Here is a 19,240-nt window from a genome sequence, read left to right as displayed (position 1 = left end):
CATGAGTTACTTCTCCCGAAGCGCAATTATCGCGCCTAAGGAATTCAATCGCTGGCTAATTGTCCCTGCGGCACTCGCCATCCACCTCTCTATCGGCCAGGTCTACGGGTTCTCCGTGTTCAAGAAGCCAATGATGGAGCACTTCGGTGTCGGCGAAGTTGCTGTGGGCTGGATCTTCTCGTTGGCAATCGGCATGCTCGGCATCTCGTCCGCGCTGTTCGGTTCCTGGGTCGAGCGAGTCGGCCCACGCGCGTCCATGGCAGTTTCCGGCGTGCTGTGGGTGACAGGCTTCCTCGTTGCCACCCTGGGTGTCACCACCGGAAACTTGTGGCTGGTGTACTTCGGCTACGGCTTTATCGGCGGCATCGGTTTGGGCATCGGATACATCTCGCCGGTGTCCACGCTGATGAAGTGGTTCCCGGATCGCCCCGGTCTGGCTACGGGCCTTGCGATCATGGGCTTCGGCGGCGGCGCACTGATTGCCTCGCCGGCGTCGAACCGCCTCATGGAGTTCTACGGCGGCGGTGCGGACATCGCCAACCGCGCCGCGGGCATCCAACCCACCTTTGTCACCCTTGGCGTCGTGTACCTCGTCGTCATCGCTATGGGCGCGTACTGCATCCGCATGCCGCACCCGGATTGGACCCCGTCGGGCGAAGCGAAGCAGGGGCGCAAACCTTCCAAGGTTGCCATCGTCGGTGCAAATGTTAGCGCCAACAACGCGATTCGAACCCCGCAGTTCTGGTGCCTGTGGGTGATCCTGTTCTGCAACATCACCGCGGGTATCGGCGTGCTGGAGAATGCGGCACCGATGATTCAGGACTACTTCCCGGCACTGACTGCGGCGGCCGCCGCAGGCTTTGTTGGCTTGCTGTCGCTGGCGAACATGGCTGGCCGTTTCGTCTGGTCGTCGGTTTCTGACGTCATTGGCCGCAAGAACATCTACATGGTGTACCTGGGTATCGGGTTGGCTTTCTACTTCATCTTCGCCAGGTTCGGCCACGCCAACATCGCGCTGTTTGTGATCTGCGCGCTGGTGTTGCTGTCCTTCTACGGGGGTGGCTTTGCCAGTATCCCGGCCTACCTGCGCGACCTATTCGGTGTTTACCAGGTCGGCGCTATTCACGGCCGTCTGCTTACCGCATGGTCGGCTGCAGGTGTAGCTGGCCCGCTGATCATCAACATGGTCGTGGAGCGCCAGGCAGCCAACGGCGGCGAAGGCCCGGACCTTTACCGCCTGTCGCTGTACGTCATGTGCTGCCTGCTTGCTGTTGGCCTGATCGCCAACATCCTTGTACGCCCGGTGGCGTCGAAGTGGTTCGAAGACCAAGACACCGTTCAGGCGAAGATCGAGGCAGATCGCGCCTCCGCGCTTGAAGGTGCTGGTGCCGGTCAGGCGCGTGGGGCTTCCGCGGGCCAGGCCCACAAGATTGTCGCGATCATTCTGGCGGCAATCATCGCTGGACTGCTTATCTACGGTCTGTGGGCCACTGCCGCGAAGGCTGCTGGCATGTTCATTGGCTAAGCGCCCGAGTACACGCTGAAGCGCTCGTCGGTAATTGCGGCGACGAGCGCTGTATTTGTTTCGCGGGCCAATTCCACCGCCATCGACGTGACGTCGCGTGTGGTGGCGACAATGCTGAAGCCGGCCGCTGCTGCAGCACGCATCATTTCAAACGTCACGCGCGTATCCACTGCGAGGGTGAGGTTGTGGGCGGGCAGGGTGTCGTCGAGAAGCAAACGCCCAGCGATCTTCTGTACCGCGTTGACGGCGTCGATATCTTGACGCGCGGTCTCGCCAGCGAGCGCGGTGGGTAGGTCGCGACGACGCGCCTGGTTGAGACGTTCTGGCAAGGCGAAGATCGCATCCTGATCAATAGGGGCGAACTCGCTGCGCACGTTCAGGCGGACCGCCAACTCCCGTACGCGCTGCTCGGCGGAAATACCACAGGACTGGGATGGGATTGGGTCGATGAACTGCGGTGCAGCAGGGTAGGAAAGCTCGATATCGAGCAGGTTGTAGGTGTTTTCGCCGCCGATGGCACCTTCGCAGTAGCGGGCGGTAATGACGTCTTTAGGGGTGGTAATGAGGCCCTGCGTCAGGAGCACACCGTGGGCGAGTTCGATGTCGTGGCCCGGGGTGCGAAACAACTGAGCGACCTCTCGGCCACCGGCGCGCACCTCGAGTGGTTCTTCCACTTCCACTTGGCCCGCGCGCGTGTCGCGGGTGCCGCTAGCGGAAATCTTTGTGACGGCGAAACTGCGCTTGGTCCTGCTCATTGCAACGATGCTAGCGCTTAGGGTGCAAGCGGGACGGAGGGGTGTCGTCGCAGCGCTACAACCTGCGCAAAGAGAAGTTATCCACAGGGCGGAAATTGCAAATTCCACAAGCTGAAACGGACATGTCGTGCGAGTTCGTTATAACTACAGGCACACATCCAAACAGCAATGGGGAAGGGGTGGGTGCGTCAGATGCGTACCGAGGAAAAGATCAAACAACGAGTACAAAAACTACTCAATCAAGCCAACGACAGGGAAGGGACACCGGAGGGTGACGCGTTCTATGCCCGAGCATTCGAGCTGATGGCACAGTACGGCTACGACGAGCGCGATCTTGCAAGTCCCGATGCTGGCGACAACGTAGGCCACCGCGCCTACACGTTCCGCGGCGCCTACACCGATATGCAGGCAACGCTGCTGCACTCCATCGCGAGGTCGTTGCACTGCACGGGCTTTACGCAGCGGGTGTATAACTCCACGCGCGTCAAGGACGCAGACATTTTTGGCCTTCAGCGACACCTCGACCGGGTGGACATGCTCTACGCGCTGTTGTTGCCGGTGATGCTTGCAGAATCACAAAAGATCCGCGCCACCAACTTCGGGGAATCGGTCGTGGTGATGCGTCGGTCGTTTATGCAAGGGTTCGCGACAAGCATCGGCAAACGTCTGATGAAAGCAGAAGAGGGCGCAGCAAAGGGAGATAGCGAATATGCGCTTGTGCTTGTCGACGACGCCGCAAAGGCCGAGCAAGCCCGCTCCAAATTCGCCGAAGAGCAGGGCTTTGTGCTCTCCGCGCACCAAACCAACCGCTCGTTCGACCCAGGTGCGTACCTCAGCGGACACGCCGCGGGAGAGAATTCAGACCTCGGCCAAACACGGGTGAAGTCCAGGGCGGCGCTGCCGTTCTGATGCATTCGGTGTCGGGAGATGCTGACGGGGGCAAGGTGTCGTCGTTAAGCAATTTGGTTCTGAGCGAACAAGTAGGTAACTTGGTCGATCGGACTTGTGCGCCGAGATTTCGGCGTGCCAAGCCGAGAGAAACATTTGAACATCCAACTTTGTTGCAGGCCCCTCGCCAAGATGCGGACCGCGTGCAAGGGAGGCGGCGAGCGGCCCACGCTACTGAGTGTGGGCAGCGTTGAGTAGCCCCCGATAGACCATGCGGAAAACGCGACCTTGAAAAGGGTCAGGTGGGTTTAGGGAACCGCAACGAGAAAGGAAACGGTCACCACAATGACCATGACAGATCCGATTGCGGACATGCTGTCGCGCGTGCGCAACGCAACAACTGCGCAGCACGACACCGTGTCTATGCCGTCCTCCAAGCTCAAGGCAGCTATTGCTGAGATCTTGAAGCAGGAAGGCTACATCGAAGATTACAAAGTTGAGGACGAGAAGGTTGGCAAATCGCTGACGCTCAACCTCAAGTACGGCCCGACCCGCGAGGCTTCCATCGCTGGTCTGCGCCGCGTGTCCAAGCCGGGCCTGCGCGTGTACGCCAAGTCCAACGACCTGCCTCAGGTGCTCGGTGGCCTGGGCGTGGCAATCATCTCCACGTCCCACGGCCTGCTGACCGACCGCCAGGCTCAAGAGAAGGGTGTAGGCGGGGAAGTCCTCGCTTACGTCTGGTAAGGGGAGGTTGAAAAGACTATGTCGCGTGTAGGTAATGCACCCATCGCAATCCCGAACAACGTCGAGGTGAAGATCGACGGCCAGCGTGTTGAGGTCAAGGGCCCGAAGGCCACCATGGACCTCGAGATGCCGGAGCCGATCACCGCTTCCGTCGAAGACAACGAAGTCGTGGTGTCCCGTCCGGACGATCACCGTGACAGCCGTTCGCTGCACGGCCTGACCCGCTCGCTGATCAACAACCTGATCATCGGCGTGACTGAGGGCTACAAGATCAACATGGAGATCTTCGGCGTCGGTTACCGCGTGCAGCAGAAGGGCAAGGACCTTGAGTTCTCCCTCGGCTACTCGCACCCGATCCTGATTGAGGCGCCGGAAGGCGTCACGTTCTCCGTCGATGGCAACACCAAGTTCGCCATCGAAGGCACTGACAAGCAGCAGGTTGGCCAGATTGCGGCAAACATCCGCCGTCTGCGTAAGGATGACCCGTACAAGGGTAAGGGCATCCGCTACGCCGGCGAGCAGGTCCGCCGCAAGGTCGGAAAGACGGGTAAGTAATCATGAGCAATACTGCAGAGAACACCAAGCGCACCCCGGTGGGCAAGGACATCTCGTCCCGCCGCCGCGAGGCCCGCGCACGTCGCCACTACCGCATCCGCAAGACCCTGCGTGGCACCCCGGAGACCCCGCGTCTCGTTGTGCACCGCTCGTCTCGCCACATCCACGTCCAGGTCATCGACGACCTCGCAGGCCACACCCTGGTTTCTGCGTCGTCCATCGAGGCAGACGTGCGCAACCTGGAGGGCGACAAGAAGGAGAAGGCCGCAAAGGTTGGCCAGCTCGTCGCTGAGCGTGCCAAGGCAGCAGGCATCGAGCAGATCGTCTTCGACCGTGGTGGCTACAAGTACCACGGCCGCGTTGCGGCCCTGGCTGAAGCTGCTCGTGAAGGTGGTCTGAAGTTCTAATGATCACGGCAAACATCACCATCAACGGAAGGATCGCGTAATGGCCGAACGTGAACGGCGTGACGGCGGGCGCTCCGCCGACAACCAGAACAACAACGACCGCGGTAACCGCGGCGGCCGTGGCCGTCGCGACGACCGTCGCAACCAGAACGACGAGCGCGATAAGTACATCGAGCGCGTCATCACCATCAACCGTGTTGCCAAGACCGTTAAGGGTGGCCGCAACATGTCCTTCACCGCTCTCGTCGTCGTCGGCGACGGTGAAGGCATGGTCGGCGTTGGCTACGGCAAGGCGAAGGAAGTTCCCGCCGCAATTCAGAAGGGTGCAGAAGAGGCTCGCAAGAACTTCTTCCGCGTCCCGATGATCGGTGGCACCATTCCTCACCCGGTTCAGGCTGAAGAAGCCGCCGGTATCGTCATGCTCCGCCCGGCTGCTCCGGGTACCGGTGTGATCGCCGGTGGCGCAGTCCGTCCGGTGCTCGAGGCCGCTGGTGTCCAGGACATCCTGGCTAAGTCCCTCGGTTCCGACAACGCCCTCAACGTGGTTCAGGCCACCGTTGCCGGCCTGAAGCAGCTCGTGCGTCCGGAAGAGGTCGCAGCGAAGCGCGGTAAGGCTGTCGAGGACGTTGCCCCGGCACGTATGCTGCGCGCTCGCGCAGGACAGGAGGCCTAAGAACAATGGCACTGAAGATTACGTTGCACCACGGCAAGATCGGTGAGAAGCCGGTGACCCGCAAGAACCTCGAGGCTCTCGGTCTGCGCAAGATCGGTCAGTCCGTGGTGAAGAAGGACAACGCTGCTACCCGCGGCCAGATCCTCAAGGTGCGTCACCTCGTCACCGTCGAAGAAGTTGCAGGGGAGTAGATAAAACATGGCTGACATCATCAAGCTCCATGATCTGCGCCCGGCAGAGGGCGCAAACAAGGCCAAGACCCGCGTTGGTCGCGGTGAGGCCTCCAAGGGCAAGACCGCTGGCCGCGGTACCAAGGGCACCAAGGCTCGTAAGCAGGTTTCCGCTGCTTTCGAGGGTGGCCAGATGCCGCTGCACATGCGTCTGCCGAAGCTCAAGGGCTTCAAGAACCCGAACCGCGTCGAGTACCAGGTGGTCAACGTCGCGGATCTCGCGGAAGCATTCCCGCAGGGTGGCGACATTGCAGTTGCCGACATCGTCGCTAAGGGCCTCGTTCGCCCGAAGCAGCCGGTGAAGGTGCTGGCAGAGGGCGACATCAACGTCGCACTCAACGTCACCGCAAACAAGTTCTCCAAGTCCGCTGAGGAGAAGCTCAAGGCTGCTGGCGGCTCCGCCACCGTCGTCGAGTTCTCCAAGCGCGCTCCGAAGGACGCGTAAAGAGCCGAAAGCGTAACGCTTTCCGCGCTTGAGATAACCCCCATACTGGACAATCACTGTCCGGTGTGGGGGTTTTCGCTGTGCTGTAGCGGTAAAGTCGACCGTGAGTATCAACTTTTTAAGCACAGCTGCTAGGGTAGTGGGGTCAAACACGGCGACGGCCCGTTTTGTGTGCCTTCATGCACGAGTCGGCGCTGCACTATCCACTACCTTCCGCCGCGGTTCAGGTGGAAGCCAGGAGGCTATGTGTCCGCAATTGCTCAGGCGTTTAAGGATCCTGACCTTCGCAAGAAGATCTTGATCACCCTTGCGCTGATGATTCTGTACCGCGTAGGTGCCCAGATCCCGTCCCCGGGCGTTGATTACGCGTTGATCAACCAGCGACTCGAAGAGGTTGCCCAGGGTGACCGTGCCACGATGTTCTCCATCATTGGCCTGTTCTCCGGTGGTGCACTGCTGCAGTTGTCGATCTTCGCGATCGGCATCATGCCGTACATTACGGCGTCGATTATCGTGCAGCTGCTCACTGTCGTGATCCCGAAGTTCGAGGAGCTGAAGAAGGAAGGCCAGTCCGGCCAGGCGAAGATGACGCAGTACACGCGCTACCTCACGGTCGCGCTGGCGTTGCTGCAGTCCGCAGGTATCGTCGCGCTGGCAGACCGCGAGCAGCTGCTCGGCCAGGGAATGCCGGTGCTGGTGGAAGACCGCAATGTCTGGACCTTGATCATGATGATCCTTGTGATGACCTCCGGTGCGGTGCTCATCATGTGGCTCGGCGAGATCATCACTGAAAAGGGCGTGGGCAACGGTATGTCCCTGCTCATCTTTGCGGGTATCGCAACCCAGATCCCGTCCGAGGGTGCGTTCATCCTCCAGAACTCCGGTGCCTTGACGCTGATCCTCGTCATCCTCGCGCTTGTTGCGCTGGTCGTCGGCATTGTCTTCATTGAGCAGGGCCAGCGTCGCATCCCGGTGCAGTACGCCAAGCGCATGGTGGGTCGTCGCCAGTACGGTGGCTCTTCCACCTACTTGCCGCTGAAGGTCAACCAGGCTGGCGTTATCCCGGTCATCTTCGCCTCGTCGCTGATGTACGTGCCGGTTCTGATCACACAGATCGTGACCATGAATAACCCGACTCCGCCGGACAACTGGTGGATGAACCACGTGATGGCATGGCTGCAGAACCCGGGTTCGTGGCAGTACATCCTCACCTACGTCGTGATGATCATCTTCTTCTCCTACTTCTATGTGTCGATCCAGTATGACCCGGTCGATCAGGCAGAGAACATGAAGAAGTACGGTGGCTTTATCCCGGGTATCCGTCCGGGCCGTCCGACTGCTGAATACCTCGCGTTCGTCATGAACCGCCTGCTGTTCGTCGGCGCGATTTACCTCGCGCTGATCGCAGTGCTGCCGAACCTGGCAATGGACGCCGGTATCACCGGCTCCGGCCGGATGGGTATGAGCGCGTTTGGCGGTACGGCCATCCTGATTATGGTTTCCGTGGCCCTGACCACGGTTAAGCAAATTGAATCCCAGCTTCTGCAATCCAACTACGAAGGACTTCTGCGATAATGCGTCTCGTTCTCCTTGGCCCTCCCGGTGCCGGCAAGGGCACCCAAGCCGCTATCCTTTCCGAAAAGCTCGGTGTTCCGCACATCTCCACCGGTGATCTGTTCCGCGCCAACATTGGCGAGGGCACCCCGCTCGGTGTTGAGGCAAAGAGCTACATCGACGCCGGCAAGCTTGTGCCGACCGATGTCACCGCACGCATGGTTGAGGATCGCCTGAACCAGGACGACGCGAAGGACGGCTTCCTGCTGGACGGCTTCCCGCGCACGGTGGAGCAGGCTGAGATCCTGACCGACCTACTGGCGAAGAAGGGCGAGAAGCTCGACGGCGTGCTCAACTTCGTTGTTGATGAGGACGTTGTCGTGGAGCGCATGCTCGCCCGTGGTCGTGCAGACGACAACGAGGAGACCATCCGCACCCGTCTCGCCGTGTACCGCGATGAGACCGCACCGCTGATCGACCACTACGGTGAGGAGATCATTTCTATCGACGCTGTGGGCGACGTCGACGAGATCAACCAGCGCGCCATGGCGCAGCTGGGCAAGTAGCCCGAATACGCTCAAGGCCGGTGTTCGCACCGGCCTTTCGCTTTTGCTTATCGACGACCACCACAAAGGAGCACCCCGCTATGGCATTCCGCAAACGCAAGATTGCCGCCAAAACCCCCGACGAACTCGACGCGATGGAGGCAGCCGGCCGCATTGTCGGTGTCGCGCTGCAGGAGGTCCGTGCTGCGGCAAAGCCGGGTGTGAGCACGCTTGACCTGGATACGGTGGCGGAAACCGTCATTCGCGACCATGGCGCTGTGCCGACCTTCCTCGGATACCACGGTTTTACTGGCTCGATTTGTGCGTCGGTCAACGATGTGGTGGTCCATGGCATTCCATCCGCTGACGTGGTGCTCAATGAAGGGGACCTGGTTTCCATCGACTGCGGCGCGACGTTCAACGGTTGGGTAGGGGACAGTGCCTGGTCGTTCGGTATCGGTGAACTTGCGCCGGATGTGGACGCGCTCAACCGCGCAACCGAGTGGGTGCTCGCAGAAGGTCTGAAAGCCATGGTTCCGGGCAACAAGCTCACTGACGTGTCTCACGCGTTGGAGTTGGCAACCTACGCCGCCGAGGAGCGTTTCGGCGTTGAGCTCGGCATTGTGGATGGCTACGGCGGGCACGGCATTGGCCGCACGATGCACGAAGACCCGTACCTGGCTAATGAGGGCAAGCCGAATCGGGGTCCTGTGATTCAGGAAGGTTCGGTGTTGGCGATCGAGCCGATGTTGATCCTGGGTGGTGGCTACGACACACGCGTACTTGACGACGAATGGACGGTTACCACCCTCGATGGTTCACCGGCAGCACACTGGGAACACACCGTGGCAGCGACCGCTCAGGGACCACGAATTCTTACTCCGCGCGTATAAACGGCTGGCGCGTCGATGCGTGATTCATAGCTATACGGTTATACTTCCGGCATGTCTTACCGTCCTCGCCATGCAAAGCAGTCGCCGTTGAAGCGACGCGCAATTACGTTCGCTGCCGGTCTCGGTGTCGTCGCTACGCTTGCTGCACCTGTGACTGCGCAGGCAGCGCCTGCTCCGGCCCCGAATCCGGTTGCAACCTCCAGCCTTGATGCGCTGTCCTCGTCGGCAAACACCGCGTTTGCAAACCTGGATAAGTCTGCACGGGATGCAGCTTGGGATCTTCGCAACAACCTGCGCTTGCAGGCAGATGGGTTGGCGAATATCAGTCCGGATCTGCCGGCGAAGGCGAAGCAGCGTATCGACGAGATCGTGGAGGTTTTCTTCCCCGGACTCATCGCCGAGAAGACTCCGAAGCCGAAGCCTGCACCGAAGCCGGCTCCCGCTCCGGCACCAGCTCCTGCTCCGGCGCCGGCTCCGAACCCGCGTGCTGGCTTTGACTACGGTCCGTGCCCGGCCGATGCCAAGGCCTGCATTGACATTGATGGTCGCCGTTCCTGGCTGCAGAACAACGGTGTCATGTACTACCAGTCGGGCCTGATTGGTCCGGGCCGACCGGGCTACGAGACGCCGCGCGGCACCTTCTACGTCAACCGTAAGGTCAAGGACGAGATCTCCTGGGAGTTCGGCAACGCACCGATGCCGTACGCCACGTACTTCACCTACAACGGTATTGCGTTCCATGAGGGGGACCCGAGCATTCTGTCTCACGGCTGCATCCGCATGTACCGCGGTGATGCACAGCGCTACTTCAGTGATCTGCAGATCGGTGACAAGGTCTACGTCTACTAGGCATCTTTGTTGCATATTGGCCCCGGCGAAATGCTGGGGCCTTTTGCGTTTTCGCAGGTGAGCGGATAAAGTAGTCCAACGGTGCTGCCACGAAGTGTTGGCAGGTACCGACTGTCACGGTAAGAAAACGTTTCTGCCTGCACATTTGCGGGCAGTGTAGGAAGTGGAGTGTATGGCAAAAGAAGGCGCAATCGAGGTTGAGGGCCGCATCGTCGAGCCCCTGAAGAACGCCATGTTCCGTGTCGAACTCGACAATGGGCACGAGGTTCTCGCCCACATCAGTGGCAAGATGCGCCAGCACTACATCCGCATCCTCCCTGAGGACCGTGTCGTGGTGGAGCTCTCTCCCTACGACCTGGAACGCGGGCGTATCACTTACCGCTACAAGTAAGCATTTCAGCCTCCTCACCCAGACCTGCTCATAGTGGGTCGTTTACCTCCGGCCACGGTGGCTGGAGCCGCGTGTAATCCCAACCCATCCTCCGGCACGGTCCGGATAAAGCGTTGGTTGACGTGGACGGGTGGGGAGAAAACCACCGTAACAACCCGAAAGGTACGTACCTCATGGCACGTCTAGCTGGTGTTGATCTCCCGCGCAATAAGCGCATGGAGATCGCTCTCACCTACATCTATGGCATCGGTGCAACCCGATCCAAGGAACTGCTCGAGAAGACGGGCATTTCTCCGGACCTGCGCACGGACGATCTGAGCGATGACCAGCTCTCCGCTCTGCGTGACGCGATTGAGTCCTCCTACACCGTCGAGGGCGACCTGCGCCGCGAGGTTCAGGCAGACATCCGCCGCAAGATCGAAATCGGCTCCTACCAGGGCATGCGCCACCGTCGTGGCCTGCCTGTCCGCGGCCAGCGCACCAAGACCAATGCGCGTACCCGCAAGGGCCCGAAGAAGACCATCGCAGGAAAGAAGAAGTAACCTATGGCTACTCAGACTCGTTCCGGTGCACGTCGCGGACGTCGCATCGTCAAGAAGAACGTGGCCGCAGGCCACGCATACATCAAGTCCACCTTCAACAACACCATCGTGTCCATCACGGACCCGCAGGGCAACGTCATCTCCTGGGCGTCCTCCGGCCACGTTGGCTTCAAGGGTTCCCGTAAGTCCACGCCGTTCGCTGCGCAGATGGCTGCAGAGAACGCTGCCCGCAAGGCAATGGACCATGGCATGAAGAAGGTCGACGTTTTCGTCAAGGGTCCGGGCTCCGGCCGCGAGACCGCTATCCGTTCGCTCCAGGCTGCCGGCCTGGAGGTGTCTTCGATCTCCGACGTGACGCCTCAGCCGTTCAACGGCTGCCGTCCGCCGAAGCGTCGTCGCGTTTAAGGCTGAAAGGAAAAGAGGTAAAGAGACATGGCTCGTTACACCGGCCCTGCTACCCGTAAGTCCCGTCGCCTCCGCGTCGACCTCGTCGGCGGCGACATGTCCTTCGAGCGTCGCCCGTACCCTCCGGGGCAGGCTGGTCGCGCTCGCATCAAGGAATCCGAGTACCTGCTCCAGCTGCAGGAGAAGCAGAAGGCTCGCTTCACCTACGGCGTGATGGAGAAGCAGTTCCGTCGCTACTACGAAGAAGCGAACCGTCGTCCGGGCAAGACCGGCGACAACCTGCTCATCCTGCTGGAGTCCCGTCTGGACAACGTTGTCTACCGTGCTGGTCTGGCTAAGACCCGCCGTCAGGCACGTCAGCTCGTGTCCCACGGCCACTTCACGGTCAACGGCAAGAGCATCGACGTTCCGTCGTTCGCGGTAACGCAGTACGACATCATCGACGTCCGTGAGAAGTCCCGCAACATGCTGTGGTTCGAAGAGGCTCAGGACAACCTCCTGGACGCTGTCGTTCCGGCTTGGCTGCAGGTCGTTCCGGACACCCTGCGCATCCTCGTGCACCAGTTGCCCGAGCGCGCTCAGATCGAGGTGCCGCTGCAGGAGCAGCTCATCGTCGAGCTTTACTCGAAGTAAACTTTCACACGTTTGCTTCACCCCGCGCGCCGTCCACGGTGCACGGAATCTTCCATATCAGTCCCTACCGGCTTCATATAGCGGGAGCCAAAGGAGAAGTTCATGCTCATCTCTCAGCGTCCTGAATTGACCGAGGAGTACATCGATACCAACCGCTCGAAGTTCGTCATCGAGCCGCTCGAGCCTGGTTTCGGTTACACCCTGGGCAACTCCCTGCGTCGCACGCTGCTGTCGTCCATCCCGGGCGCAGCCGTGACGTCCATCAAGATCGACGGTGTGCTCCACGAGTTCACCACGATCAACGGTGTCAAGGAGAATGTCTCCGAGATCATCCTCAACATCAAAGACCTCGTGCTGTCTTCCGACTTTGACGAGCCGGTAGTCATGCAGCTTGCAGTCGAGGGGCCGGGCGACGTCACCGCAGGTGACATCGAGCCACCGGCAGGCGTGGAGATTCACAACCCGGATCTGCACATCGCCTCCCTTAACGAGCAGGCACGCCTGGAGATGGAGCTTGTTGTCGAGCGCGGCCGTGGCTACGTCCCGGCTATGCCGAACTCCGGTGGAGAGGCCGGCCGTATCCCGGTCGACCAGATTTACTCGCCGGTGACCCGTGTTGCTTACAAGGTTGAGGCAACTCGTGTTGAGCAGCGCACCGACTTTGACAAGCTCATCATCGACGTTGAGACGAAGAACTCGATGACCGCACGTGACGCGCTCGCGTCGGCTGGTTCCACCCTGGTGGAGCTCTTCGGCCTGGCTCGTGAGCTCAACACCGCTGCAGAGGGTATCGAGATCGGCCCGTCGGCTCAGGAGTCCGAGTACATCGCTGCGTACTCCACGCCGATCGAGGACCTGAACTTCTCTGTTCGTTCCTACAACTGCCTGAAGCGTCAGGAGATCCACACCGTGGGCGAGCTTGCTGAGTACAGCGAGACCGACCTGCTGGACATCCGCAACTTCGGCCAGAAGTCGATCAACGAGGTCAAGATCAAGCTCGCTAACCTGGGCCTGACCTTGAAGGACGCTCCGGAAGATTTCGACCCGACCCAGCTCGAAGGCTACGACGCCGAAACTGGCGATTTCGTGGACGACGGCGCGGACGAGACCGAGTAACACAACAGAGCACGCGCTCAACTAACCGCATACGAGGAGTTCGAATATGCCTACCCCCAAGAAGGGTGCCCGCCTCGGAGGGTCCGCCTCGCACCAGAAGCACATTCTGGCCAACCTGGCGCAGTCCCTCTTCGAGAACGGCGCTATCAAGACGACGGACGCTAAGGCACGCGCCGTGCGTCCGTACGCTGAGAAGCTGATCACCAAGGCGAAGAAGGGCACTGTGGCTGACCGCCGCGCAGTCCTCGCTGAGCTGCCGAACAAGCAGGTTGTTAACTACCTGTTCAACGAGCTCGCGCCGAAGTTCGAGAACCGTGAGGGCGGCTACACCCGCTCCATCAAGCTCCCGAACCGCTCCGGTGACAACGCTCCGATGACCCAGATTTCCCTGGTGCTCGAGGAGACCGTTACCACCGAGGCAACCCGCGCTGCACGCGCAGCTGCATCCCGCCAGGCTGAGGAGGCCAAGGCTGAGGAGGCTCCGGCAGAGGAGACCACCGAGGCTCCGGCAGAGGAGACCGCTGCTGAGGAAGAGAAGTAAACTCACTTCCTTCCTCGCGTAACGCCCAGCTACCCCGTGTAGCTGGGCGTTTTGTATTGCCCAGATAAGATTGATCGCCATGGATGAGACGATGCGGCTGCGTTTGGATATCGCCTACGATGGCACCGATTTTCACGGTTGGGCGCGCCAGAAAAGCGGCATCCGCACAGTCCAACAGACCATCGAAGAGGCGTTGAGCCTCGTGCTGCGTAGTAGCGTCTCCCTTACCGTCGCTGGACGCACCGACGCAGGAGTCCATGCCTCGGGACAGACCGCCCATGTGGATATTCCTCGCAGCAGCCTTGATCAGCGTTCGATTGAGGGGGACCCGGGACGGTTGGTTCGTCGATTAGCAAAACTGCTCCCGGAAGACGTCCGCGTATTTAATGTCGAGGAAGCGCCAGAGGGGTTTGACGCGCGTTTCTCGGCGTTGGCCCGCACCTACGTATATCGGGTGACTACGCATCCGGCAGGTGCGTTGCCAACACGGGCGCGCGATACGGCGGTGTGGCCAAAACCTATCGACCTTGAGACGACACAGGCGTGTGCCGATGCGCTTGTGGGCTTGAACAACTTCGCGGCGTTTTGCCGCCCGAAGGAGCATGCCACCACGATCCGCGACGTGCATTCTTTCGAGTGGTCGCAGGTCGAGGACACCGTGTACGAAGCGCGCATTGTTGCGGATGCGTTTTGCTGGAATATGGTTCGCGCGCTGACCGCGACGTGTTTAACCGTCGGGGAGGGCCGCCGGGGGAGTGACTGGCCAAAGGAGCTCTTGCTTCGCGACGAACGCGCGCCCGAAGTCCCACTCGCTCCCGCTCGTGGCCTGACGTTGGTCGGCGTCGAGTATCCCGCTGATTCTGAGTTAGCTGCCCGCGCCGAAGCTACCCGCGCGCGTCGCGAGATGTAGCATGCTTGGGTTACTGACAATCTGGGAGGTGCGATGACCACAGCAGCCGCAGCATGGTTTGCAGTTGTGTTTTTCCTGCTTCCCGGATTCCTGGTGGCGTGGGTTGCAGGCCTCCGAGTTCCTGCAGCGGTGACCACGGCGCTGCCGGTGACCTTCGGTGTTATCGGAGTGTCGTCGTGGATGTGGGGCGTGACTAGTGCGCCGTTTAACCTGTGGACGTTCGGGGTGAGCATGGTGCTTGCCCTCGCGGTGGCTGGCGGGTGGCGCTATGCGTTTGCACGCAAGGCCCGCCGCGGTGGTGATGTGCCGTGGCACCGTGCGCTTTTTCCCGGCAAGGTGGAGTGGACGCACTGGGGCATTCCGTTTGTCGGGGTAGCGGTCGCGGCGTGGATGGCAGTTACGGACCGGCTGTCGTGGTTGGCTCAGATGCCCAACGGTGCGGACAACATCGTCCAGGGGTGGGATTCGCAGTGGCATGCGAATGCGGTGCGGTTTGTGATGGAGACGGGCGTGGCGTCGTCGACACGCATGGGCGAGCTGCAGAACTTCGAAACGCACGCGCGGCTGTTCTACCCATCGGGATTCCACGCGGGTGTTGCTCTCTTTGCGGAGGCTGCTGGACTTGAGCCGATTCGGGCGGTCAACATCGCGTCGACGGTGCTGCCAGCGGTGGCACTGCCGCTGACCATGGTGAGTCTGGTGTTCGCGTTTATGCGCTCGACTGGGCTCACCGCGCAGATTGCCGCCGCGTTTGCCGCGATCATGGCGTACGCGGCCCCGCAGCTGCTGTGGGTGCCCGACTACGTGGGGATGTGGCCGTACCTGTTTGCGATGACCCTGACCGGCATCGTGGTTTGGCAGTTCCTTGAAGTTCCGGCACGGCATGCGGGTGCGCTGCCTGCTGCGATCGGGTTCCTTGGCGTGTTGTGCACACACCCGGCTGCGGTGACCGTGGTGGTACTCGGCGTCATCTTTGCGTGGGCGACGTCGCTGCTGGTTCGCCCGGTGCGCTCGCGTCGCAGCGATACGGTGTGGATGGCACTCCCGGCAGCCGCGGCAACGCTCGTGTTTTTGCCCCAAGTGCTGGCGGGGTCGGACCAGGCGAGTGAGGTTGCCTCGTGGGCGCCGCAGGAGAAACTAGGCCGCGGCGGCGCGTGGGGGAGTGCGTTTCGGATGGACACCCGGCACGTCTCTCAGTTTTTCCCGGACTTCGACCCGACGGTGATGCTGTGGCTCGCCGGTGCAGGCGCGCTGGCGTTGGTGCTGTGGCGCGGCCAGGTGTGGCCTGTGCTGTTGTATGTGGTTTCGCTTGCGGTGACCGCAAATGCGCTCACACCATTCGATAACGCGTGGGGCGATGTACTGGCCATGGTGGGCAACCTGCACTACAGCACGGGGCACCGGCTGATCATGCCGGTGGTGATGTGCGTGTGGGCAGCGGCCGCCATCGGCATTGCTGTGATTATCCGCCTTGTCACCTTCGCTCCACTCGCAGCACGAACCGGTACGGGGCAGCGAGCCACGGTGCTGGCGTCGATCGCGGTGGCGGTGATCGCCGGGTCGGCGGCGGTGCCACAGGTACGCAACCACACTGAGGCTGGTGCACAGGACGCGTTTGCTACCCCGCGCCAAAGCGGACGGATGGTAAGCGCGGATGACCTCCAGGTGTTTGACTGGTTGGCGACCCAGGACGCAGCGTGGGAAGGCACGATCATGGGTGATCCTGCGGATGGATATTCGTGGATGTATGCCTACAACGGGTTGCCGTCGGTTTCCCGGCACTACCTATGGCCGACCGGCGGGATTGGCTCAGCGCACGACACAATTTTCCAGCACGCGGACTTCATCGGAGAAGACAACGGCGAAGTGGTGGAGCAGGCGCTGAAGGACTTGAACGTACGGTTCTTTGTGCTCAGCCCGGGGTCGTTTTGGGCGGACCAGAAACCGCAGTATCCGATGCTGCGGGCGTTCTGGGCGTCAAACGGGGTGACGCCGGTGTATCGCAAGGGCACGACGTCGGTGTTTGCGGTCAACAGCGAGTTCTCCACCGCCCAGTTGCGGGCGATGCGCAAAGACGGACAGGACCACGGCTCGGATGAGCTATTCGAGCTTGAAGATGCCGGTGTAGCCGCCTGGTAGATGCGCGCGGGGTGCTAAGGCTGTAGCCTGTTGAGTACTTACTCGGGGGAGGGGGAATTATGGCGAAACTTTTGCCTACTACACGTGCCCAGGTTTCGGGCCACCAGTTCATGCGCCGTCGTATGGAGCATGGGTTGTTGTTCGGGGATATCCGGATGATTCATGACCCGTTGTCGGCGCGCCATCGCGCCACGGTGTTTGGTGTTGCTGCGGTGGTGATGATCGCCGGGGTGATGGGGTTGTTTGCGTGGATGCGTCCGAATGCAGATCCGGGGGATGCCCCGATTCTGCGGGCGTCGGACGGCACGCTGTATGTGCGTGTTGATGACACTGTTCATCCGGTGACCAATCTTTCTTCTGCACGCTTGATTGCTGGTGCGGCGGCTGATCCGTCGCGGGTGGGTGATGAGCATTTGGCGGCGATGCCACGTGGCGTTCAGGTGGGTATTGTGGCTGCGCCGGCGATGTTTGCGCCGGAGGGTGCGGTTGATGCTGCATGGTCGGTGTGTGCGGTGCCGGGCCGTGTGACGGTGGTTGCGGGGCAGCGTCCGGAGCCTTTGCTTGGCGACGATACCGTGCTGGCCACCGACGGCACCCGCCAATGGTTGGTGACTGGTGAGGGCAGACAGTTGCTGCCTGATGCGGCGTCCCCGCAGGGGCGTATCGTGCGCCGTGCGTTGGGGGTCGGGCACACCACTCCGATGTGGGAGCCACCGTTGCAGGTGATGACGGCGCTGAAGGAATTGCCACCGGTATCAGTACCTGCGCCCGACCGGCTGCCAGAAGTATTGGTCGCTGAGAGCGGTGCGTGGGCGCTGTTCAACGGGAGAATCGAGCCGCTCAGTGAGGTGCAGCAGGCAGTGCTGTTGGATGCTGGCGCGAAGCAACGCAGCATCGGCCGCGAACAGTTAGCCACGTATCAGGACGGGGACTTAGGGCTGACGATTCCAGAGCGTCGCCCGCAGTGGGTTGACCCGGTGCAGCAGACGGTATGCGTGGACCAGGACCGTGGTGGCGCGGTGCAGTCCGGTACAGAACACGACGGTACAAAACACGACGGTACAGAACACGCTGGTGCAGCACGGTACGGTGCAGTGCGATCCGGTGATACTTCGGCGATTGCGTTGTCTGGGACGTCGGTGGCGACACACTTTGTGGGGCTTGCGGATGGCTCGATCGGTGTGGATTCCGGACATGGCTTCCACGTCGTGGCGAGCAACGGGTTGCGCCACCGTGCACCCGATGCGGAAACACTTGCCACGGTGGGTGCGGTGCATGTCGAGCGCGTGCCTTGGGAGATTGTCAGCCTCTTGCCGGAGGGTGAGGAGCTGACCCGGGCTGCGGCTTTGACCGCCACGTACTAACAGCACACAGTACAAGGACACCCAGCAGAGCGAACACAACTGCGCCGAGGCCGACACTGCTGAACCGTTTCGCGGCCAAGGAGGCGGTGCGCTCTGTTGGGGCCACGGTGACGGTGTCTCGGGGCGCGATGTCGTCCGGCGTGAGTTGGCTGATCACGTTGTGCGGGGTGATTGCGCCGCCGCCGTGTTGTGCTGCGGCGGTGATGAGCGTGCGCACGTGGTCCGGCGTGATGCCGGGGTAGCGCTGCATGAGTAACGCGGCCGCACCACTGACTACCGGTGCGGCGAAGCTGGTTCCAACGTAGGGGCGTGACCCGTCGCGGGTGAGCGTGCCGTCGGCCCAGCCGTTGCCGCTGGATGCGAGCGCGTGTGGGACAAGACCGGCTGCGGAGATTTCCGCTGGCATGGAGTATGACGCGAGCGTGTGGGTGTCCTCGCGAGCCCCCACAGCAAGTACCGTGGGAAACAGAGCTGGGATCACGCTAAAGCCTGGTTCACAATCGGCGCTGGTGTTGCCGGATGCGGCGACGACGACTGCGCCGTCGGCCTCGGCACGGTGCAACGCGCCGCGCAGCCCATTGAGGTCGATGCGCGAGGCAAGCCCCGGGTCCACACAGGACACGACAGAGACGTTGAGCACGCGCGCCCCCTCGTCGAGCGCGTTGTTGATTGCAGAGGCGAGCGTCTCAAGGTCCCCCGCGACAGATTGGCCGCGGCCACCGCGGTAATGGGCTGACGTTTGGCGCACCGCGAGGATCTCCGCATCTGGTGCGATGCCGAGCGTGCGCCCAGCGATGACGCCGGCGACGACGGTGCCGTGGCTGTCGCAGTCCGCAAGCGCGTTGTCGCCGACAAAGTCGGCTCCGGGGCGCAGGTGATTAAGTTCCGGGTGTGGAGCGACGCCAGTGTCGATGACGGCGACGCGCACGCCGGCTCCGGTGGCGAAGCGACGGAGCTCGTGGAGCTCCGCAGGTGTCTCACCTGGTGGTTGTGCTGCCGAAGGCACGGCGCAGGCGATGTCTTGGGCGGAGGCGTAGGTAAGCGAGCCCGGCGCGAGTGCTGCAGGTGCGCAGAGTACAGGCATGGCGAGCATCAGTGGCAACAGTGCGGAAGCGGGCAGGGAACGTGTGCGCATT

Annotated in this window: 23 protein-coding genes; 21 read left to right on the top strand and 2 right to left on the bottom strand. The window is 61.5% G+C overall.

Annotation, left to right across the window (positions count from 1 at the left end; translation table 11 throughout):
* The first annotated feature begins 1 nt into the window (after window position 1).
* Window positions 2-1,525 carry an L-lactate MFS transporter gene (locus HMPREF2690_RS09270; protein ID WP_070482511.1) on the top strand — a complete coding sequence of 508 codons (1,524 nt, stop codon included), beginning with the start codon at window positions 2-4 and terminating at the stop codon, window positions 1,523-1,525.
* Here HMPREF2690_RS09270 and HMPREF2690_RS09265 read toward each other — a convergent pair.
* Window positions 1,522-2,280 (bottom strand): formate dehydrogenase accessory sulfurtransferase FdhD, encoded by a 759-nt coding sequence (locus HMPREF2690_RS09265; protein ID WP_070820724.1) that lies wholly within the window; start codon window positions 2,278-2,280, stop codon window positions 1,522-1,524. The two genes, HMPREF2690_RS09270 and HMPREF2690_RS09265, sit on opposite strands and share 4 nt — an antisense overlap.
* A gap of 192 nt (window positions 2,281-2,472) precedes the next feature.
* On the opposite strand from HMPREF2690_RS09265, the gene HMPREF2690_RS09260 reads away from it, so the two are divergent.
* The 20 genes from HMPREF2690_RS09260 (at window position 2,473) to eccB (ending at window position 18,104) form a co-directional block, all read left to right on the top strand.
* Window positions 2,473-3,189 (top strand): DUF2786 domain-containing protein, encoded by a 717-nt coding sequence (locus HMPREF2690_RS09260; RefSeq protein WP_141740849.1) that lies wholly within the window; start codon window positions 2,473-2,475, stop codon window positions 3,187-3,189.
* A 324-nt stretch (window positions 3,190-3,513) separates the two neighbouring features.
* A complete protein-coding gene (gene rpsH / locus HMPREF2690_RS09255) occupies window positions 3,514-3,912 on the top strand; it encodes a 30S ribosomal protein S8 (protein ID WP_070422733.1) in 399 nt (132 codons plus the stop codon).
* Between the two features lie 18 nt (window positions 3,913-3,930).
* On the top strand, window positions 3,931-4,467 hold the full coding sequence (gene rplF, locus HMPREF2690_RS09250) for a 50S ribosomal protein L6 (RefSeq protein ID WP_070422734.1): 537 nt from the start codon (window positions 3,931-3,933) through the stop codon (window positions 4,465-4,467).
* Between the two features lie 2 nt (window positions 4,468-4,469).
* A complete protein-coding gene (rplR, locus tag HMPREF2690_RS09245) occupies window positions 4,470-4,874 on the top strand; it encodes a 50S ribosomal protein L18 (RefSeq protein ID WP_070422735.1) in 405 nt (134 codons plus the stop codon).
* 40 nt (window positions 4,875-4,914) lie between these two features.
* Window positions 4,915-5,547 (top strand): 30S ribosomal protein S5, encoded by a 633-nt coding sequence (rpsE, locus tag HMPREF2690_RS09240; protein ID WP_070422736.1) that lies wholly within the window; start codon window positions 4,915-4,917, stop codon window positions 5,545-5,547.
* Window positions 5,548-5,552: 5 nt separating this feature from the next.
* Window positions 5,553-5,738, top strand: a complete 186-nt coding sequence (gene rpmD, locus HMPREF2690_RS09235) for a 50S ribosomal protein L30 (protein ID WP_034997282.1) — start codon at window positions 5,553-5,555, stop codon at window positions 5,736-5,738.
* A 7-nt stretch (window positions 5,739-5,745) separates the two neighbouring features.
* Window positions 5,746-6,222, top strand: a complete 477-nt coding sequence (rplO, locus tag HMPREF2690_RS09230; protein WP_070422737.1) for a 50S ribosomal protein L15 — start codon at window positions 5,746-5,748, stop codon at window positions 6,220-6,222.
* Between the two features lie 246 nt (window positions 6,223-6,468).
* Window positions 6,469-7,797 (top strand): preprotein translocase subunit SecY, encoded by a 1,329-nt coding sequence (secY, locus tag HMPREF2690_RS09225; protein WP_070422738.1) that lies wholly within the window; start codon window positions 6,469-6,471, stop codon window positions 7,795-7,797.
* Window positions 7,797-8,342, top strand: a complete 546-nt coding sequence (locus HMPREF2690_RS09220) for an adenylate kinase (protein WP_070422739.1) — start codon at window positions 7,797-7,799, stop codon at window positions 8,340-8,342. The genes secY and HMPREF2690_RS09220 overlap by 1 nt, the downstream gene beginning before the upstream one ends.
* Before the next feature lie 80 nt (window positions 8,343-8,422).
* Complete coding sequence (gene map / locus HMPREF2690_RS09215; protein ID WP_070820723.1) at window positions 8,423-9,214, top strand: type I methionyl aminopeptidase; 792 nt, start codon at window positions 8,423-8,425, stop codon at window positions 9,212-9,214.
* 51 nt (window positions 9,215-9,265) lie between these two features.
* Window positions 9,266-10,063, top strand: coding sequence for a L,D-transpeptidase (locus tag HMPREF2690_RS09210; protein WP_070482496.1), 798 nt, complete (start codon window positions 9,266-9,268; stop codon window positions 10,061-10,063).
* Window positions 10,064-10,235: 172 nt separating this feature from the next.
* A complete protein-coding gene (gene infA, locus HMPREF2690_RS09205; RefSeq protein WP_070422742.1) occupies window positions 10,236-10,454 on the top strand; it encodes a translation initiation factor IF-1 in 219 nt (72 codons plus the stop codon).
* A gap of 173 nt (window positions 10,455-10,627) precedes the next feature.
* Window positions 10,628-10,996, top strand: a complete 369-nt coding sequence (gene rpsM, locus HMPREF2690_RS09200; RefSeq protein WP_070422743.1) for a 30S ribosomal protein S13 — start codon at window positions 10,628-10,630, stop codon at window positions 10,994-10,996.
* Window positions 10,997-10,999: 3 nt separating this feature from the next.
* Window positions 11,000-11,401, top strand: a complete 402-nt coding sequence (rpsK, locus tag HMPREF2690_RS09195; RefSeq protein ID WP_070422744.1) for a 30S ribosomal protein S11 — start codon at window positions 11,000-11,002, stop codon at window positions 11,399-11,401.
* 27 nt (window positions 11,402-11,428) lie between these two features.
* Window positions 11,429-12,034, top strand: coding sequence for a 30S ribosomal protein S4 (gene rpsD / locus HMPREF2690_RS09190; RefSeq protein ID WP_070422745.1), 606 nt, complete (start codon window positions 11,429-11,431; stop codon window positions 12,032-12,034).
* 102 nt (window positions 12,035-12,136) lie between these two features.
* Complete coding sequence (locus HMPREF2690_RS09185) at window positions 12,137-13,150, top strand: DNA-directed RNA polymerase subunit alpha (RefSeq protein ID WP_070422746.1); 1,014 nt, start codon at window positions 12,137-12,139, stop codon at window positions 13,148-13,150.
* A 46-nt stretch (window positions 13,151-13,196) separates the two neighbouring features.
* Complete coding sequence (rplQ, locus tag HMPREF2690_RS09180; protein WP_070422747.1) at window positions 13,197-13,691, top strand: 50S ribosomal protein L17; 495 nt, start codon at window positions 13,197-13,199, stop codon at window positions 13,689-13,691.
* A 79-nt stretch (window positions 13,692-13,770) separates the two neighbouring features.
* Complete coding sequence (truA, locus tag HMPREF2690_RS09175) at window positions 13,771-14,601, top strand: tRNA pseudouridine(38-40) synthase TruA (RefSeq protein WP_070820722.1); 831 nt, start codon at window positions 13,771-13,773, stop codon at window positions 14,599-14,601.
* 33 nt (window positions 14,602-14,634) lie between these two features.
* Entirely contained in the window at window positions 14,635-16,740 is a 2,106-nt protein-coding gene (locus HMPREF2690_RS09170) for a DUF6541 family protein (protein WP_070820721.1), read from the top strand.
* Between the two features lie 59 nt (window positions 16,741-16,799).
* The gene (gene eccB, locus HMPREF2690_RS09165) at window positions 16,800-18,104 is read left to right on the top strand and encodes a type VII secretion protein EccB (RefSeq protein WP_070820720.1); all 1,305 of its coding nucleotides are present in this window, start codon (window positions 16,800-16,802) and stop codon (window positions 18,102-18,104) included.
* Here the strand turns inward: eccB and HMPREF2690_RS09160 are convergent.
* Complete coding sequence (locus HMPREF2690_RS09160) at window positions 18,043-19,239, bottom strand: S8 family serine peptidase (protein ID WP_141761233.1); 1,197 nt, start codon at window positions 19,237-19,239, stop codon at window positions 18,043-18,045. The two genes, eccB and HMPREF2690_RS09160, sit on opposite strands and share 62 nt — an antisense overlap.
* Window position 19,240 lies beyond the last annotated feature (1 nt).

It is taken from the genome of Corynebacterium sp. HMSC034E11 (assembly GCF_001835905.1).
Lineage (GTDB): Bacteria > Actinomycetota > Actinomycetes > Mycobacteriales > Mycobacteriaceae > Corynebacterium > Corynebacterium coyleae.
This window is presented reverse-complemented; position numbering and strand designations above follow the sequence as displayed.

Coding starts and splice junctions, on each gene's coding strand:
- rplR (WP_070422735.1), top strand. CDS start 4,470: ATGAGCAATACTGCAGAGAACACCAAGCGCACCCCGGTGGGCAAGGAC.
- HMPREF2690_RS09170 (WP_070820721.1), top strand. CDS start 14,635: ATGACCACAGCAGCCGCAGCATGGTTTGCAGTTGTGTTTTTCCTGCTT.
- rpmD (WP_034997282.1), top strand. CDS start 5,553: ATGGCACTGAAGATTACGTTGCACCACGGCAAGATCGGTGAGAAGCCG.
- map (WP_070820723.1), top strand. CDS start 8,423: ATGGCATTCCGCAAACGCAAGATTGCCGCCAAAACCCCCGACGAACTC.
- rplQ (WP_070422747.1), top strand. CDS start 13,197: ATGCCTACCCCCAAGAAGGGTGCCCGCCTCGGAGGGTCCGCCTCGCAC.
- rpsE (WP_070422736.1), top strand. CDS start 4,915: ATGGCCGAACGTGAACGGCGTGACGGCGGGCGCTCCGCCGACAACCAG.
- HMPREF2690_RS09220 (WP_070422739.1), top strand. CDS start 7,797: ATGCGTCTCGTTCTCCTTGGCCCTCCCGGTGCCGGCAAGGGCACCCAA.
- truA (WP_070820722.1), top strand. CDS start 13,771: ATGGATGAGACGATGCGGCTGCGTTTGGATATCGCCTACGATGGCACC.
- rplO (WP_070422737.1), top strand. CDS start 5,746: ATGGCTGACATCATCAAGCTCCATGATCTGCGCCCGGCAGAGGGCGCA.
- rpsK (WP_070422744.1), top strand. CDS start 11,000: ATGGCTACTCAGACTCGTTCCGGTGCACGTCGCGGACGTCGCATCGTC.
- HMPREF2690_RS09265 (WP_070820724.1), bottom strand. CDS start 2,280: ATGAGCAGGACCAAGCGCAGTTTCGCCGTCACAAAGATTTCCGCTAGC.
- rpsH (WP_070422733.1), top strand. CDS start 3,514: ATGACCATGACAGATCCGATTGCGGACATGCTGTCGCGCGTGCGCAAC.
- HMPREF2690_RS09210 (WP_070482496.1), top strand. CDS start 9,266: ATGTCTTACCGTCCTCGCCATGCAAAGCAGTCGCCGTTGAAGCGACGC.
- rpsD (WP_070422745.1), top strand. CDS start 11,429: ATGGCTCGTTACACCGGCCCTGCTACCCGTAAGTCCCGTCGCCTCCGC.
- eccB (WP_070820720.1), top strand. CDS start 16,800: ATGGCGAAACTTTTGCCTACTACACGTGCCCAGGTTTCGGGCCACCAG.
- rplF (WP_070422734.1), top strand. CDS start 3,931: ATGTCGCGTGTAGGTAATGCACCCATCGCAATCCCGAACAACGTCGAG.
- HMPREF2690_RS09260 (WP_141740849.1), top strand. CDS start 2,473: ATGCGTACCGAGGAAAAGATCAAACAACGAGTACAAAAACTACTCAAT.
- HMPREF2690_RS09160 (WP_141761233.1), bottom strand. CDS start 19,239: ATGCGCACACGTTCCCTGCCCGCTTCCGCACTGTTGCCACTGATGCTC.
- infA (WP_070422742.1), top strand. CDS start 10,236: ATGGCAAAAGAAGGCGCAATCGAGGTTGAGGGCCGCATCGTCGAGCCC.
- rpsM (WP_070422743.1), top strand. CDS start 10,628: ATGGCACGTCTAGCTGGTGTTGATCTCCCGCGCAATAAGCGCATGGAG.
- HMPREF2690_RS09270 (WP_070482511.1), top strand. CDS start 2: ATGAGTTACTTCTCCCGAAGCGCAATTATCGCGCCTAAGGAATTCAAT.
- HMPREF2690_RS09185 (WP_070422746.1), top strand. CDS start 12,137: ATGCTCATCTCTCAGCGTCCTGAATTGACCGAGGAGTACATCGATACC.